Source organism: Streptomyces sp. CNZ287, assembly GCF_007827615.1.
This window is the reverse complement of the sequence record NZ_VISV01000007.1, coordinates 52,858-68,737: the sequence shown is the minus strand read 5'-3', so window position 1 is coordinate 68,737 and position 15,880 is coordinate 52,858. Positions and strand designations below refer to the sequence as shown.

General features: G+C 73.2%; 13 protein-coding genes. All 13 read right to left on the bottom strand.

The window, feature by feature from the left end; translation table 11 throughout:
* Nucleotides 1-73: 73 nt before the first annotated feature.
* Nucleotides 74-1,621 carry a PQQ-dependent sugar dehydrogenase gene (locus tag FB457_RS15070; RefSeq protein WP_047015204.1) on the bottom strand — a complete coding sequence of 516 codons (1,548 nt, stop codon included), beginning with the start codon at nt 1,619-1,621 and terminating at the stop codon, nt 74-76.
* A gap of 251 nt (nt 1,622-1,872) precedes the next feature.
* Complete coding sequence (locus FB457_RS15065; RefSeq protein ID WP_047015205.1) at nt 1,873-3,333, bottom strand: glutamate synthase subunit beta; 1,461 nt, start codon at nt 3,331-3,333, stop codon at nt 1,873-1,875.
* Nucleotides 3,326-7,912 carry a glutamate synthase large subunit gene (gene gltB, locus FB457_RS15060; RefSeq protein ID WP_145782192.1) on the bottom strand — a complete coding sequence of 1,529 codons (4,587 nt, stop codon included), beginning with the start codon at nt 7,910-7,912 and terminating at the stop codon, nt 3,326-3,328. The genes FB457_RS15065 and gltB overlap by 8 nt, the downstream gene beginning before the upstream one ends.
* A gap of 323 nt (nt 7,913-8,235) precedes the next feature.
* On the bottom strand, nt 8,236-8,964 hold the full coding sequence (locus FB457_RS15055) for a VIT1/CCC1 transporter family protein (protein WP_047015207.1): 729 nt from the start codon (nt 8,962-8,964) through the stop codon (nt 8,236-8,238).
* A gap of 392 nt (nt 8,965-9,356) precedes the next feature.
* On the bottom strand, nt 9,357-10,415 hold the full coding sequence (gene lgt, locus FB457_RS15050; RefSeq protein ID WP_145782191.1) for a prolipoprotein diacylglyceryl transferase: 1,059 nt from the start codon (nt 10,413-10,415) through the stop codon (nt 9,357-9,359).
* A 98-nt stretch (nt 10,416-10,513) separates the two neighbouring features.
* Nucleotides 10,514-11,287, bottom strand: a complete 774-nt coding sequence (locus FB457_RS15045) for a DsbA family protein (protein WP_301540160.1) — start codon at nt 11,285-11,287, stop codon at nt 10,514-10,516.
* Between the two features lie 38 nt (nt 11,288-11,325).
* Nucleotides 11,326-11,649 carry a hypothetical protein gene (locus FB457_RS15040; protein ID WP_047015210.1) on the bottom strand — a complete coding sequence of 108 codons (324 nt, stop codon included), beginning with the start codon at nt 11,647-11,649 and terminating at the stop codon, nt 11,326-11,328.
* Nucleotides 11,650-11,741: 92 nt separating this feature from the next.
* A complete protein-coding gene (gene trpA, locus FB457_RS15035) occupies nt 11,742-12,575 on the bottom strand; it encodes a tryptophan synthase subunit alpha (protein ID WP_145782190.1) in 834 nt (277 codons plus the stop codon).
* The gene (gene trpB, locus FB457_RS15030) at nt 12,572-13,813 is read right to left on the bottom strand and encodes a tryptophan synthase subunit beta (RefSeq protein ID WP_047015212.1); all 1,242 of its coding nucleotides are present in this window, start codon (nt 13,811-13,813) and stop codon (nt 12,572-12,574) included. Before trpB ends, trpA begins: the two co-directional genes overlap by 4 nt.
* Entirely contained in the window at nt 13,788-13,931 is a 144-nt protein-coding gene (locus FB457_RS36145) for a hypothetical protein (RefSeq protein WP_442802413.1), read from the bottom strand. The genes trpB and FB457_RS36145 overlap by 26 nt, the downstream gene beginning before the upstream one ends.
* A 148-nt stretch (nt 13,932-14,079) precedes the next feature.
* A complete protein-coding gene (gene trpC, locus FB457_RS15020; protein ID WP_047015213.1) occupies nt 14,080-14,889 on the bottom strand; it encodes an indole-3-glycerol phosphate synthase TrpC in 810 nt (269 codons plus the stop codon).
* A gap of 159 nt (nt 14,890-15,048) precedes the next feature.
* Nucleotides 15,049-15,483 (bottom strand): DUF2752 domain-containing protein, encoded by a 435-nt coding sequence (locus FB457_RS15015; RefSeq protein ID WP_145782188.1) that lies wholly within the window; start codon nt 15,481-15,483, stop codon nt 15,049-15,051.
* A 130-nt stretch (nt 15,484-15,613) separates the two neighbouring features.
* A complete protein-coding gene (locus FB457_RS15010) occupies nt 15,614-15,838 on the bottom strand; it encodes an HGxxPAAW family protein (protein ID WP_047015215.1) in 225 nt (74 codons plus the stop codon).
* Nucleotides 15,839-15,880: the final 42 nt, after the last annotated feature.

Genomic DNA, 15,880 nt, shown 5'->3' with positions numbered 1-15,880 from the left:
TCGTCATTTTCTTACCGCCCGCCTCCGGCGCGCGACCGGAGGCAGGCGTGGAAGCGCTTGCTATCGCGAAGCGTCAGCCGGCGGCCCTGGCGGAAGCGGTCAGCGTGCAGGCGTCGCCGTTGAGCGTGGCGCGCTTCGGCGGCGAAACATCACCCGTATGGCTCGCCAGATAGCCCAGCGAGACGCTCTCCCCCGGCTCGATCACCGCGTTGTGCGCGGCGTTGGCCGCGGTGATCATGTCGCTGCCCTGGAAGAGGTCGGTGTTCCAGTCCGAGATCACGGTCTGGCCGATCGCCAGCGGGAACTTCAGCGTCCAGCCGTCGATCGGCGTGCTGCCGGTGTTGGTGAGCGTCAGATCCGCGCTCAGGCCGCCGCCCCAGGTGGTCGAGGCGACGTCCAGCGCGCAGGTCGGCCGCTGCCGCTCGAAGGCGACCTTGTGCAGCCCGCCCGGCAGGTCGTTGACGACGTAGAACTCGCCGTCGACCGTCTCGCCCACGTCGGTGATCTGGGTCGGGAACTGGCCGATCTCCGCCTGCTCGTAGCCGCCCCGGCCGTCCGGGCGCAGCGCCCAGACCGCCGACGAGCAGTAGTCGGTGCCGATGTACGTGCCGCCCAGCAGGCCGGCGTACCGCTCGCCGCGGTAGACCCGGCCGCCGACCACGGCGCAGCCGCCGGTCTGCGGGGAGTAGGTGAACACGGGGTCGGTGTAGTCGGCGTCCCCGGCGCACTGGGCCTCGTCGAAGACCTGGAAGCCCTCGCGGCAGGACCAGCCGAAGTTCGCGCCCGGCTGCTCCGGACGGGCGACGTGGTCGATCTCCTCCCAGCGGCCCTGGCCGACGTCGCCGAGCCACAGCGAGCCGTCCGCGGGGTCGAAGGAGAAGCGCCAGGGGTTGCGCAGCCCGTACGCCCAGATCTCCGGGCGGGCGCCGGCGGTGCGGGTGAACGGGTTGTCCTCCGGCACGCAGTACGGCAGGTCGCCGCAGGTCCGGTTCACGTCGATGCGCAGCAGCTTGCCCAGCAGGGTGTCGAGGCGCTGGCCGCTGTCGAACGGGTCGCCGGCGCCGCCGCCGTCGCCGATGGTCCAGTAGAGGTAGCCGTCGGGGCCGAAGGCGAGCGTGCCGCCGTTGTGGTTGCTGTACTCGGCGTGCTCCTGGGCGAGCAGCACCTCCAGGCCGCCGTCGTCGAGGCCGTAGCGGGCGAGGGTGATCGCCCCGTCGGGCAGCGCGCTGTAGACCACGTACAGGTCCCGGACCTCGGGGAAGGCCGGGTCGGGGACGATGGCGAGCAGCCCGCGCTCGTTGCCGGACTCGTCGACGACGTCGGTGAGGTCGGCGACGGGCTCCGGGGCGAGGCCGGTGTCGGGGTGGTAGGCGCGGACGGTGCCGCGCTTCTCGGCGATGAAGAGCCGGCCGCTGCCGTCGTCGGGCGCGGCGATGTCGATGGGGCGGCGCAGTCCGGAGGCGACCTGGGTGGTGGTCACCGCCAGCTCCTCCAGCGGGACGTCGGCGGCCGGCCCCGATCCGGTGACGGTCGGTTCTGGGGCGGCGGCGGCCGTGAGCGGGGCGAACAGGGCGAGCACTAAGGCGAGGAACAGCGGTGCCGTCGAGCGACGTCTGAGCATGTGGACTCCTGGGATACGAACGGGAGTTGCAGGACGGCGCACCTTCCCGGAAGGTATCCGCTGCGCCCCGGCCGCACCAGACCGCAGCCATCCCGCCCGCCCCGCCCGCCCCCGCGGCCCCACCGCACCCCCCGGACGCGCCGAGGCGCCCGCCTCAACGGTCGGGGAGAGGCAGGCGCCGCGGGTCTTGCTGTTCCGTACCTCGTTGTACGGGACATCCCGAAGACATCTCTGTGCGGTGCGGCCGGGCGTCAGACCACCAGCGCCCGGTCCGTCGGCCGGATCGGCGCCGGCAGGTCGCTGGCGCCCGTCAGCATACGGTCCACGCCGCGCGCCGCGGAACGCCCCTCGGCGATCGCCCAGACGATCAGCGACTGACCGCGCCCGGCGTCGCCGGCGACGAAGACCCCGGGGACGCTGGTGGCGTAGTCCGCGTCGCGGGCGACGTTGCCGCGTGCGTCCAGCTCCAGGCCGAGCTGCTCGACCAGACCGTTCTCCCGGTCCACGCCGGTGAAGCCCATCGCGAGCGTGACCAGCTCGGCCGGGATCTTCCGCTCGGTGCCCGGCACCGGCTTGAACCCGCCGTCCTCGAACCGCACCTCGACCAGGTGCAGGAAGGCCACGTTGCCGCCCTCGTCGCCCTCGAAGTGGGTGGTCGAGACGGAGTAGACGCGCTCCCCGCCCTCCTCGTGGGCGGAGGTGACCTTGTACGTCATCGGGTAGACCGGCCACGGCTGGCCCTCGGGGCGCTCCTCCGACGGCCGCGGCATGATCTCCAGCTGGGTCACGGACGCCGCGCCCTGCCGGTGCGCGGTGCCGACGCAGTCGGCGCCGGTGTCGCCGCCGCCGATGACCACGACGTGCTTGCCCTCGGCGGAGATCGGCGGGGTGACGTAGTCGCCCTCCTGGACCTTGTTGGCGAGCGGCAGGTAGTCCATCGCCTGGTGGATGCCGGCCAGCTCGCGGCCCGGGACCGGCAGGTCGCGGGCGGTGGTGGCGCCGGCGGCGACCACCACGGCGTCGTAGCGCTTGCGCAGCTTGGCGCCGTCGATGTCGCGGCCGATCTCCACACCCGTACGGAACTTGGTGCCCTCCGCCCGCATCTGCTCGACGCGCCGGTTGATGTGCCGCTTCTCCATCTTGAACTCGGGGATGCCGTACCGCAGCAGCCCGCCGATCCGGTCGGCGCGCTCGTACACCGCGACCGTGTGCCCGGCCCGGGTCAACTGCTGCGCCGCGGCCAGCCCGGCGGGGCCCGAGCCGATGACGGCGACCGTCTTGCCCGACAGCCGCTCCGGCGGCTGCGGCGTGACGGCGCCGGCCTCCCACGCCTTGTCGATGATGGTGACCTCGACGTTCTTGATGGTCACCGCCGGCTGGTTGATACCCAGCACGCAGGCCGTCTCGCACGGCGCCGGGCACAGCCGCCCGGTGAACTCCGGGAAGTTGTTCGTCGCGTGCAGCCGCTCGCTGGCGGCGGTCCAGTCCTCGCGGTAGGCGTAGTCGTTCCACTCGGGGATGAGGTTCCCCAGCGGACAGCCGTTGTGGCAGAAGGGGATGCCGCAGTCCATGCAGCGGCCCGCCTGCTTGCTGATGACGGGCAGCAGCGAGCCCGGGACGTAGACCTCGTTCCAGTCCTTGACCCGCTCGGCGACGGGCCGGGTCTCGGCGACCTCGCGGCCGGTGGTCAGGAAGCCCTTGGGGTCAGCCATGGAGCGCAGCCTCCATCATCTTCTCGTGCGTCTGGGCCTCGGTGAGGCCGGCCCGCTCAGCGGCGTCCTTGGCGGTGAGCACTGCCTTGTACGTGGACGGGTAGACCTTGCTGAAGCGGGCGACGCCCGCGTCGGGGGCGTCCCACTCGGCGAGCAGCTTCCCCGCGACGGTCGAGCCGGTCTCCTCGTGATGGCGGCGCACCACGTCGTGCAGCCACTCCCGGTCGGCGTCGTCCAGCTTCTCGACGGCGGCGAGGTTGCCCTCGTTGACGTTGTCCGGGTCGAGGTCGATGACGTACGCGACCCCGCCGGACATGCCGGCCGCGAAGTTGCGCCCGGTCTCGCCCAGCACGACGGCCTGGCCGCCGGTCATGTACTCGCAGCCGTGGTCGCCGACGCCCTCGGCGACGACGAGCGCGCCGGAGTTGCGGACGCAGAACCGCTCGCCGACCTTGCCGCGCAGGAACATCTCGCCGCCGGTGGCGCCGTACGCGAGGGTGTTGCCCGCGATGACGCTGTACTCGGCGAGGTGCTCCGCGGCACGGTCCGGCCGGACCACGAGCCGACCGCCGGACAGGCCCTTGCCGACGTAGTCGTTGGCGTCGCCCTCCAGCCGCAGCGTGACGCCGCGCGGCACGAAGGCGCCGAACGACTGTCCCGCGGAGCCGGTGAAGGTGATGTCGATCGCGCCGTCGGGCAGCCCTTCGCCGCCGAACTTCTTCGTCACCTCGTGGCCGAGCATGGTGCCGACCGTGCGGTTGATGTTGCGGATCGCCACCCGGGCCCGTACGGGCTGGGCCTCGGCGGCGGACGGTGCGGCCAGGGCGTCGGCGGCGAGCTTGATCAGCTCGTTGTCGAGCGCCTTCTCCAGGCCGTGGTCCTGGCCGGTGACCTGGTAGCGCGCGGCCCCGTCCGGCAGCTCCGGGACGTACAGCAGCGGCGCCAGGTCCAGGCCCTGCGCCTTCCAGTGGTCGACGGCGCGGGTGATGTCCAGCACCTCGGCGTGGCCGACGGCCTCGTCCAGGCTGCGGAAGCCCAGCTCGGCCAGGAGCTCGCGGACCTCCTCGGCGATGAACTCGAAGAAGTTGACGACGTGTTCCGCCTGACCGGTGTAGCGCTCGCGCAGCACCGGGTTCTGGGTGGCGATGCCGACCGGGCAGGTGTCCAGGTGGCACACGCGCATCATCACGCAGCCGGAGACCACCAGCGGCGCGGTCGCGAAGCCGAACTCCTCGGCGCCGAGGAGCGCGGCCACGACCACGTCGCGGCCGGTCTTGAGCTGGCCGTCGGTCTGCACCACGATCCGGTCGCGCAGCCCGTTGAGCAGCAGCGTCTGCTGGGTCTCGGCGAGACCCAGCTCCCAGGGGCCGCCGGCGTGCTTGAGCGACGTCAGCGGGGAGGCGCCGGTGCCGCCGTCGTGTCCCGAGATCAGCACCACGTCGGCGTGCGCCTTGGACACCCCGGCCGCGACCGTGCCGACGCCGACCTCGCTCACCAGCTTCACGTGGATGCGGGCCTGCGGGTTGGCGTTCTTCAGATCGTGGATGAGCTGCGCCAGGTCCTCGATCGAGTAGATGTCGTGGTGCGGCGGCGGCGAGATGAGGCCGACGCCGGGGGTGGAGTGCCGAGTCCTGGCCACCCACGGGTACACCTTGTGGCCGGGCAACTGGCCGCCCTCGCCGGGCTTGGCGCCCTGCGCCATCTTGATCTGGATGTCGTCGGCGTTCACCAGGTACTCGCTGGTGACGCCGAAGCGGCCGGAGGCCACCTGCTTGATCGCCGAGCGCCGGGCCGGGTCGTACAGCCGGTCGGCGTCCTCGCCGCCCTCGCCGGTGTTGGACTTGCCGCCGAGCTGGTTCATCGCGATCGCCAGCGTCTCGTGCGCCTCCCGCGAGATGGAGCCGTACGACATGGCGCCGGTGGAGAACCGCTTGACGATCGCGGCGACGGGCTCGACCTCGTCGAGCGGCACCGCCGGGCGGTCCGACGCCAGCCGGAAGAGCCCGCGCAGCGTCATCAGCCGCTCGGACTGCTCGTCCACGCGCTGCGTGTACTGCTTGAAGATGTCGTAGCGGCGGGTGCGGGTCGAGTGCTGCAGCCGGAAGACCGTGTCCGGGTCGAAGAGATGCGGCTCGCCCTCGCGGCGCCACTGGTACTCGCCGCCGATCTCCAGGTTGCGGTGCGCCGGGGCGATGCCGGAGGCGGGATACGCCTTGGCGTGCCGGGCGGCGACCTCCCGGGCGATGACATCGAGTCCCGCGCCGCCGATCTTCGACGTGGTGCCGTGGAAGTACGTGTCCACGAACTCCTGGTCCAGGCCGATGGCCTCGAAGACCTGCGCACCGCGGTACGAGGCGACGGTGGAGATGCCCATCTTGGACATCACCTTCAGCACGCCCTTGCCCAGCGCCTTGATCAGGTTGCGGATGGCCGTCTGCGCATCGCCGTCCGGGCCGCCCTCGATGAACGTACCGGCGCGGACGAGGTCTTCGACGGACTCCATCGCCAGGTACGGGTTGACGGCGGCGGCCCCGTAGCCGATGAGCAGAGCGACGTGGTGTACCTCGCGCACATCGCCGGCCTCGACCAGCAGGCCGACCTGGGAGCGCTGCTTGGTGCGGATCAGGTGGTGGTGGACGGCGGAGGTGAGCAGCAGCGACGGGATCGGGGCGTGCTCGGCGTCGGAGTGCCGGTCGGAGAGGACCAGCAGCCGGGCGCCGGAGTCGATCGCCGCGTCGACCTCGGTGCAGACCTCCGCCAGCCGGTCGGCGAGCGCCTGGCCGCCGCCCTGCACGCGGTAGAGCCCGGAGAGCGTCACGGACTTGAAGCCCGGCATGTCGCCGTCGGCGTTGACGTGGATGAGCTTGGCCAGCTCGTCGTTGTCGAGGACAGGGAACGGCAGCGTGACCGTACGACAGGACGCGGGCGTGGGCTCCAGCAGGTTGCCCTGCGGGCCCAGCGCCGAGTGCAGCGAGGTGACCAGTTCCTCGCGGATCGCGTCCAGCGGCGGGTTGGTGACCTGCGCGAAGAGCTGGGTGAAGTAGTCGAAGATCAGCCGCGGCCGGTCCGAGAGCCCCGCGAGCGGGGTGTCGGAGCCCATGGAGCCGATCGGCTCCGCGCCGGTGCGCGCCATGGGCGCGAGCAGGACGCGCAGCTCCTCCTCGGTGTAGCCGAAGGTCTGCTGGCGGCGGGTGACCGAGGCGTGGGTGTGCACGATGTGCTCGCGCTCGGGCAGCTCCGGCAGCGCGACGATGCCGGCGTCCAGCCAGTCCCCGTACGGGTGCTCGGCGGCCAGCTCCGCCTTGATCTCGTCGTCCTCGACGATGCGGTGCTGCGCGGTGTCGACCAGGAACATCCGGCCAGGCTGCAGCCGGCCCTTGCGCACGACGCGGTCCGGGTCGAAGTCGAGCACGCCCACCTCGGAGGCGAGCACGACCAGCCCGTCGTCGGTGACCCAGTAGCGGCCGGGGCGCAGGCCGTTGCGGTCGAGGACGGCGCCGACGAGGGTGCCGTCGGTGAAGCTGACGCCCGCCGGGCCGTCCCAGGGCTCCATGACGGTGGAGTGGTACTGGTAGAACGCCCGCCGGGCCGGGTCCATGGACTCGTGGTTCTCCCACGCCTCCGGGATCATCATCAGCATCGCGTGCGGCAGCGACCGACCGCCCAGGTGCAGCAGCTCCAGCACCTCGTCGAAGGAGGCGGTGTCGGAGGCGCCGGGGGTGCAGATGGGGAAGACCCGCTCCAGGTCGTGCTCCCCGAAGAGCTCCGAGGAGAGCTGGGACTCCCGCGCGCGCATCCAGTTGCGGTTGCCCATGACCGTGTTGATCTCGCCGTTGTGCGCGATGTAGCGGTACGGGTGGGCCAGCGGCCAGCTCGGGAAGGTGTTGGTGGAGAACCGGGAGTGCACGACGCCGATGGCGGTCGTCAGCCGGCGGTCCGACAGGTCCGGGAAGAACGGTTCGAGCTGCCCGGTGGTGAGCATGCCCTTGTACACGAGGGTGCGCGAGGACAGCGAGGGGAAGTACACGTCGGTCTCGCGCTCGGCACGCTTGCGCAGCACGAACGCGGACCGGTCCAGCTCGATGCCGCTCTTGCGGGCCGCCGGGTCGGCGCTCTCGACGAAGAGCTGGGCGAACGACGGCATGGTCGCGCGGGCGCCGGCGCCGAGCAGCTCGGGCGCGACGGGCACCTCGCGCCAGCCGAGGACCCGCAGGCCCTCCTCGGCGGCGATGGCCGCGACCCGCTCCCGTACGGCGGCGGCCTCGTCCTCGGCCACGGGCAGGAAGGCCATGCCGACGGCGTACGAACCGGCGGCCGGCAGCGGGAAGCCGGCGGCGGCGCGGAGGAACGCGTCCGGGACTTGCAGCAGGATGCCGGCGCCGTCGCCGGTGTCGGGGTCGGAGCCGGTGGCACCGCGGTGTTCCAGGTTGCGCAGCACCGTCAGCGCCTGCTGGACGAGTGCGTGGCTGGCCTCCCCGCTCAGCGTGGCGACGAAGCCGACCCCGCAGGCGTCGTGCTCGTACCGGGGGTCGTACAGCCCCTGCGCTGCAGGGCGGGCCGCCTGGGATGCGTGCCGCATCGGCTCTCCCGTCGTCGTCGTGGCAGTGATGCGTGCCGAGGGACGACGTTGGCCCTGGCCGAAATTTCGTGCAGGTTACATGATGACCTGCAGCTCAGGAAGCGGATACCGCGTATCAGCATCCGGACACCCCCGGTCGGGGAGTGCACCCCGCCGCGCGGGGGATCTGCACGGTTCGTGCAGGACGAAGCGCGGGCGGCACTGCCCGCGGTCCCCGTCACATGCCCGCGGTGGTCCGGTTCGAAACGCGGGGGTAATAGATCAGAAGTGCGAGCAGATCGCTTTCGAGGATACGGGATCCGGCCGCGCCCGCGGTCCGGCGATCAGCCGCCGACCGTGGCTCCGAAGAGGGCGCCCAGGCCGTACGTGACGGCCGCCGCGGCGCCGCCGAGGAGCAGTTGCCGCAGCCCGCTGTACCACCAGGTGCGGGCCGTGATCCGCGCCACCGCCGCGCCGCAGGCGAAGAGCCCGGCCAGCGCGAGCAGCACCGCGGGCCACAGCGCCGTCGCGCCCAGCAGATACGGCAGCACCGGCAGCAGCGCGCCGACGGCGAAGGAGCCGAACGACGACAGCGCCGCCACCGGCGGCGACGGCAGGTCGCCCGGGTCGATGCCCAGCTCCTCCCGGGCGTGGATCTCCAGCGCCTGCTCCGGGTCCCGCATGAGCTGCCTGGACACCTCGGCGGCCAGCTCCGGGTCCACCCCGCGGGACTCGTAGAGGTCGCTCAGCTCTTGCAGCTCGTCCTCCGGGTGCCGGCTCAGCTCGCGCCGCTCCACGTCCAGCTCGGCGAGGACCAGCTCGCGCTGGGAGGCGACGGAGGTGTACTCCCCCGCGGCCATCGAGAACGCGCCGGCCGCCAGCCCCGCGAGGCCGGTGAGCACGATCGTCGTGGACGAGACCGAGCCGCCGGCCACGCCGGTGATCAGCGCGAGGTTCGACACCAGCCCGTCCATCGCGCCGAAGACGGCGGGCCGCAGCCAGCCGCCGGTGACGTCACGGTGGGTAGGGCCGTGCCGCTCGGCCGGCCCGCCCGCCTGCAGCCCCGCGGACATGGATCGCGCTCCCCTCGTCGATCTTCCGTTCGACGATACGCGGGGTCCCGGCGGCCCGCCAGCAAGGCAGGCCGTACTCACCTGGGACGACACACCCCGCCGGCCACCGGCCGCGGGCCGCCCGGGGCCGGTGTCTCCGGGGGCGGCGGGGCGGCGGGGGCGCGAGCGGCTGAGGCGTCAGAGGTGCTGCGGGTCGCACGGGATGCTTCCGGTGCGCGGCGGGGGCCCGGCAGGCTGAGGTGCCCTTACCGGCCGTATCACCGGGGTTCGGTCGCCGGACTCGCCGGACAGACTCTAGGGGACGATCCGGCCGGGTGACCGGGCCGGACACGGGCGGGGCCGTCGCCGCGGGTGCGGTGACGGCCCTGCCGTGCGTGCGGTGTGCGGGGCGGCTACGTGTGCCGGCCGCGCTCCCCCGCGGGGGCGTCCCCCGCGGCCTTGGCCTCGGCCGCGCCGGCGGTCGCGGGCTCCTGCTCGCCGGCGGCCCCGGAGGCGTCGCCGGGCCCGTCCGGTCCTTCCGCCTCGCCGGGCTCGCCGTCCTTCGCGTCGGCCCCGGCCTTCCCGGCGGCGCCGGGCGCGTCCTTCCCGGGGGCGCCGGGCGCGTCCTTCCCGGGGGCGCCGGACTCGTCGTGCGCGGCGCGCTCCACGACCTCCTCGCGGCCCGGCCGCTTCTTCGCCGACACCACGATGTAGAGCACCGCGGCGGCGAAGACCAGGATCGACGTCCAGACGTTGAGCCGCAGCCCGAGGACCTCGTGCGCCTCGTCCACGCGCAGGTACTCGATCCAGCCGCGGCCCGCCGTGTACCCCGCGACGTAGAGCGCGAAGGCCCGGCCGTGGCCGAGGCGGAATCGCCGGTCGGCCCAGATCACCAGCAGCGCGACGCCGATGCACCACAGCGACTCGTACAGGAAGGTCGGGTGGAAGGTCTCGGCGGTGCCGGTGACGGAGTACTCCGCGTCGATCTCGACGGCCCAGGGGACGTCGGTCTGCTTGCCGTACAGCTCCTGGTTGAACCAGTTGCCCCAGCGGCCCAGGGCCTGCGCGAGCGCGATGCCGGGCGCGACGGCGTCGGCGTAGGCCGGGATCGGGATGCCGCGGCGGCGGCAGCCGATCCAGGCGCCGAGTGCACCCATCGCGATGGCGCCCCAGATGCCGAGGCCGCCCTCCCAGATCTCGAAGGCCTTGACCCAGTCGCCACCCTCGCCGAAATACGGCTCGTACGTGGTGACGACGTGGTAGAGCCGGCCGCCGACGAGGCCGAAGGGCACGGCCCAGATGGCGATGTCCGCGACGGTCCCCGCCCGGCCGCCGCGTGCGATCCAGCGACGTCCGCCGAGCCAGATGGCCACGAAGATGCCGAGCAGGATGGCGAGGGCGTAACCGCGCAGCGGGAGCGGTCCGAGGTGCCAGACGCCCTCGGAAGGGCTGGGGATGTATGCGAGATCCATAGCAGGTCCGACGGTACCGTGCCGCGGCGCGGCGCGGGGAGCCCGCGGGGACAACGGCTCCGTAACTCTCCGCGATGTCGCCGCCCCGCAGAGGTGGCTCAGTCCTTACCGGCGTCCTCGACGAGCTGCTTGAAGCTCTCCGGGGTGAGGTTCGAGCCCGGCCCGAGGATGTTCTCGCCCTCCAGCAGCACGGTGGGGGTCGAGTTGTGGCCGGACTTGCCGAACGCCTCGTCGGACGCGTCGACCCAGCCGTCGAACCTGCCGTCGTCGACGCAGGAGTCGAAGCGCTTGCCGCGCAGCCCGTCGACCTTGCCCGCCAGGTCCTTGAGGTGTCCCTTCTCGGCGAAGGCGTCGTCGTTCTCCGGCGGCTGGTTGCGGAAGAGCACGTCATGGTACGGGACGAACTTGCCGGCGTCCTGGGCGCAGGCCGCGGCGTTGGCGGAGTTCAGCGAGCCGGTGCCGCCGAAGTTGCCGTCGATGAGCTTGACCAGCCGGTACTCCGTGCGCAGTTTCCCCGCGTCCTCCAGCTCGTTGATCGTCTTGCTGAAGCGGTCCTCGAACTGGCCGCAGGCCGGACAGCGGAAGTCCTCGTACACGGTGAGGGCGGCCGGGGCGGCCGCCCTGCCCGCGGGCAGCGCGAGGCGGTCCTCGCCGACGGCGCCCTTCGGGAACACGACGGGCTTGTCGTTGGTGTCACTGCCGCTGTTCTGGCCGATGAGGACGCCGACCACCGCGACCACGGCGAGCACCCCGACCACCGCGGCGAGCACGACCAGCATCCGCCGCCGCTTGTCCATGGACCTCTGCCGCTCGCGCTCGGCCTGCATCCGGTCCCGGGCGGTGCGCTTCCCCTGAGAGTTGTTCTCGCTCACGCCCGGCTATAACGAGGGACCCGGCCCCCGGTGACGGATCAGAACACGCGCCCGTACTGCAGGTAAGCGGCGGCGGCGGAGAGCACCAGCACGACCGAGACGAGGACGAGGCAGACGGTGAGGGCGCGCGGCACCGGCGCGTGGGGCATCCGCGGGCGGGGGCGGCGCATCCGGTGCTCTTTCGGTGCCGCCTCGCGCCGGGCCTCCTCGGCGGCGAGCCGCTCCGTGACCTCGTACCACCGCGCGGAGCGCTCCTTCGGCGCGGTGGCCTCTATCTGGCCCAGGGAATCCCTCTGGAACCGCTCCCATATGTCATCGGGCAGACGCGGCTCGTCGTCGGCGCCGGGCTGATTGCCGGCCATCGGGCCCTCCCCTGTGCGGCACGGATTACTACGTCAAGTTTCGCACGTCCGTACCCACCGCGGAGGGCCCTGTGGATATCCGCTTGGGTCGCTCAGCCCCGGCGGCGTACCCCCTCGGCCAGCTCACCCGCGAGCGCCCGCACGGCCGCGAGGCCCGCCTCGTGGTCGTCCCCCGCGGCCAGCAGCCGCTTGACGAACGCCGAGCCGACGATCACGCCGTCGGCGAACGCGGCGACCTCGGCCGCCTGGTCCGCCGTCGAGACCCCGAGGCCGACGCAGACCGGCAGGCCGCCGTCCCGTGCCGCCTCGGTGGCGCGGGTGCGCCGGACCAGGTCCTGGGCCTCGCGGCCCACGGACTCGCGGGTGCCCGTGACGCCCATCAGCGACGCGGCGTAGACGAAGCCGCTCCCGGCCGCCGTGATGGCCGACAGCCGCTGCTCGCGGCTGCTGGGGGCGACCACGAAGACCGTGGCCAGGCCGTGCTTGTCGGCCGCCTGGCGCCACGGCCCCGACTCCTCGACGGGCAGGTCGGGCAGGATGCAGCCCGCGCCGCCCGCCGCGGCCAGGTCCTCGGCGAAGCGCTCGGGGCCGTAGCGGTCGACCGGGTTCCAGTACGTCATGCAGAGCACCGGGGCGTCCGTCGCGGACTGCACCTCGGCGACCGTGCGGATGACGTCCTTGATACGCAGCCCGCCGCGCAGCGCGATGTCGTCGGCGGTCTGGATCACCGGGCCGTCCAGCACCGGGTCGCTGTGCGGCAGGCCGACCTCGAGGGCGTCGCAGCCGCCTTCGAGCATGGCGGTCATGGCCCGTACGCCCGTGTCCACGTCGGGGAAGCCGGCGGGCAGATAGCCGATGAGGGCCGCCCGGTCCTCCGCCTTCGCGGCGGCGAGCACGGCGTCGAGCCGCGCGATGTTGCCCGTCACCGGTCCGCCTCCTCGGCGTCGTAGAGCCCGAAGTAGCGGGCGGCGGTGTCCATGTCCTTGTCGCCGCGCCCGGAGAGGTTGACGACGATCAGGCCGTCGGGCCCCAGCTCGCGGCCGACCTCCAGCGCACCGGCGAGCGCGTGGGCGCTCTCGATGGCCGGGATGATGCCCTCGCTGCGCGACAGCAGCCGCAGCGCCTGCATCGCCTCGTCGTCGGTCACGGCCCGGTACTCGGCGCGGCCGGCGTCCTTGAGGTAGGCGTGCTCGGGGCCGACGCCCGGGTAGTCGAGGCCGGCGGAGATCGAGTACGGCTCGGTGATCTGGCCGTCCTCGTCCTGCAGCACGTACGACCGGGAGCCGTGCAGGATCCCGGGGTCCCCGAGGCTGAGGGTCGCGGCGTGCTCGCCGCTGGTCAGGCCGTGGCCGGCGGGCTCGCAGCCGACGAGGCGCACGGCGGGGTGGGGCAGGAAGGCGTGGAAGAGGCCGATGGCGTTGGAGCCGCCGCCGACGCAGGCCACGGCCGCGTCGGGCATCCGGCCCGTGCGGTCGAGCAACTGCTGCCGGGCCTCGATGCCGATGACCCGGTGGAAGTCCCGGACCAGCGCGGGGAAGGGGTGCGGTCCCGCGACGGTGCCGAAGAGGTAGTGGGTGTGCTCGACGTTGGCGACCCAGTCGCGGAACGCCTCGTTGATCGCGTCCTTGAGGGTGCGGCTGCCGGACTTCACCGGGACGACCTCGGCGCCGAGGATCCGCATGCGGGCGACGTTGAGCGCCTGCCGCTCGGTGTCGATCTCGCCCATGTAGACGGTGCACTCCAGGCCGAGGAGGGCGCAGGCGGTGGCGGTGGCCACGCCGTGCTGGCCCGCGCCGGTCTCGGCGATGACGCGGGTCTTGCCCATGCGGCGGGTGAGCAGGGCCTGGCCCAGCACGTTGTTGATCTTGTGCGAGCCGGTGTGGTTGAGGTCCTCGCGCTTGAGGAAGACCCTGGCGCCGCCGGCCTCCGCGGCGAAGCGCGGCACCTCGGTGAGCGGGCTGGGCCGGCCGGTGTAGTGGACCAGCAGGTCGTTCAGCTCGGCGACGAACGACTCGTCGTCCTTGGCCTTCTCGTACGCGACGGCGACCTCGTCGACGGCGGCGCGCAGCGCCTCGGGGATGAACTTGCCGCCGTACGCGCCGAAATAGCCTTCGGCGGTCGGCACCTGACGCTCTGGGTCAGGGATGAAGAATTCTGCGGGCATGACTGATCCTCGGTCGGAACGGATGACGGACGGCGTGGGGACACGCCGCGTGCCATCGCATGCCGTTGATCTGGCCCGGCTCGGCCCCGATGTGGTACCTCACCCGCCGCCCGCGCACCCGCCGCGCGGGAGCCCGGCAGCCACGCGGCCGGCACCCGGGGGCGAGGACACCTCCCGCCTGGCGGACGGAGGCGAGCGCGGCGCCGCCGCCGGCCGCCGCGCCCCGCGGCGGGTGGGAGCGCTCCGCGTGCGTGCTCACCGGGGCGTCAGCCCCGCCCGTGGCGCAGCGCGGGGTGGGCGCCCGCGGCGACGAGGTCGGCGACGGCGGCGCGCGGGTCCTTGCCGGTGACCAGGGACTCGCCGACGAGCACGGCGTCGGCGCCGTCGTTCGCGTACGCGATGAGGTCGTGCGGGCCGCGCACGCCGGACTCGGCGATCTTGACGATGTGGTCGGGGATCTCGGGGGCCACCCGGCCGAAGTTGCCGCGGTCCACCTCGAGCGTCTTGAGGTTCCGCGCATTCACGCCGATGATCTTCGCCCCGGCGGCCACCGCCCGCTCGGTCTCCTCCTCGTCGTGCACCTCGACCAGGGGCGTGAGCCCGATGGACTCGGCCCGCTCCACCAGCGAGACCAGCGCCTCCTGCTCCAGCGCCGCGACGATCAGCAGCACCAGGTCGGCGCCGTACGCCCGCGCCTCCCAGAGCTGGTACGACGTGACCACGAAGTCCTTGCGCAGCACCGGCAGGTCCACCTTGGCGCGCACGGCCTCCAGGTCCGCCAGCGAGCCGCCGAAGCGGCGCTGCTCGGTGAGGACGCTGATGACGGCGGCGCCGCCCGCCTCGTAGTCCGCGGCGAGCGCGGCCGGGTCGGCGATCGCCGCGAGCGCGCCCTTGGACGGGCTGGAACGCTTGACCTCGCAGACGACGGTGACGCTGTCGCCGCGCAGCGCGGCCACGCCGTCGCGCGCCTGGGGGGCTCTGGCGGCGCGCTCCTTCAGCTCGTCGAGGCCGACCCGGGCCTGCCGCTCGGCGAGGTCCTCGCGCACGCCGTCAATGATCTCGTCGAGCACACTCACGCGAGCGGACCCCTTTCTGCTGGCGCCGGTGCCGGTGCCGGCCGGCGCCGGGCGCCGGCCGCCGGCGGGCGGCTGTTCGGGTACCTGTGATGGTATCCGGCACCGGGCGGAAGCCCCGAATCCGGACCTTCTCCGTCCCACCAGCCGGACGCGCCTCGGCTACGGTCCCAGCGCCGCCCCGAACGGCAGGTTCCGCAGCAGCGCAAACGCTGCGACCAGCGCGAACAGCACCGGCCCCACGGGCAGTCGCGCCGGGATCCGGATCCGCGGGAGCGCGCGCGGGAGGGGGCGTACGGCGGCGAGGAGCCAGCCCAGCAGGGCGACGCCGAGGACGGCCGCGCCCGCGGCCGCGAGGGCGTTGGCGCCGAGCGCTCCGGCCGCGTCGCCGTGGGCGAGCGCGTACGCGCAGCGCAGGCCGCCGCAGCCGGGGCAGGCCAGGCCCGTGTACGCGAGGACGGGGCAGGGCGGGTAGCGGCCGGGCTCGTTCGGGTCGGCGGCGCCGACCGCGGCGAGGCCGGCGGCGGCGCAGGCCAGCGCGGCGAGCGGGGGCGCGAGGCGCCGTAGCGGGGCGGTCGCGGCGGTACGGGCGGACACACCCGGATTGTCCCGGTGGGGGAGCGCGGGCGCATCCGGTACGGCGTACGGCAGGCAAAGGCGGCGCACGGGCGGCGCCGCGCGCCCCGGCGCGGATCTCCCGGCCGGGGCGGGGCGCGGACCGTACGGGCTACTCGCCGGCGGTGCGCACCGGCGGCAGCGGCTTCTTGCCCATGCCCATGCCGCGCATCACGGCGCCGACCACGCCGCCGATGGGGATGATGGCCAGGCTCAGCCAGAAGAGCAGGGGCTGGTCCATCACCATCAGAGCGCCCGAAACGCAGAACCCGATGAAGATGATGACCACCGCGGTCCATGCGGCCGGCGTGTGTCCGTGGTCGTGGTTCTCCGCCATTACTGCACTCCTCGAAACGTACAACCGCTCATATCACCAGAC

Bases quoted from the DNA above. Each gene is read 5' to 3' on its own strand.
- FB457_RS15070 (WP_047015204.1), bottom strand. From the start codon at position 1,621: ATGCTCAGACGTCGCTCGACGGCACCGCTGTTCCTCGCCTTAGTGCTC.
- FB457_RS15065 (WP_047015205.1), bottom strand. From the start codon at position 3,333: ATGGCTGACCCCAAGGGCTTCCTGACCACCGGCCGCGAGGTCGCCGAG.
- gltB (WP_145782192.1), bottom strand. From the start codon at position 7,912: ATGCGGCACGCATCCCAGGCGGCCCGCCCTGCAGCGCAGGGGCTGTAC.
- FB457_RS15055 (WP_047015207.1), bottom strand. From the start codon at position 8,964: ATGTCCGCGGGGCTGCAGGCGGGCGGGCCGGCCGAGCGGCACGGCCCT.
- lgt (WP_145782191.1), bottom strand. From the start codon at position 10,415: ATGGATCTCGCATACATCCCCAGCCCTTCCGAGGGCGTCTGGCACCTC.
- FB457_RS15040 (WP_047015210.1), bottom strand. From the start codon at position 11,649: ATGGCCGGCAATCAGCCCGGCGCCGACGACGAGCCGCGTCTGCCCGAT.
- trpB (WP_047015212.1), bottom strand. From the start codon at position 13,813: ATGCCCGCAGAATTCTTCATCCCTGACCCAGAGCGTCAGGTGCCGACC.
- FB457_RS15010 (WP_047015215.1), bottom strand. From the start codon at position 15,838: ATGGCGGAGAACCACGACCACGGACACACGCCGGCCGCATGGACCGCG.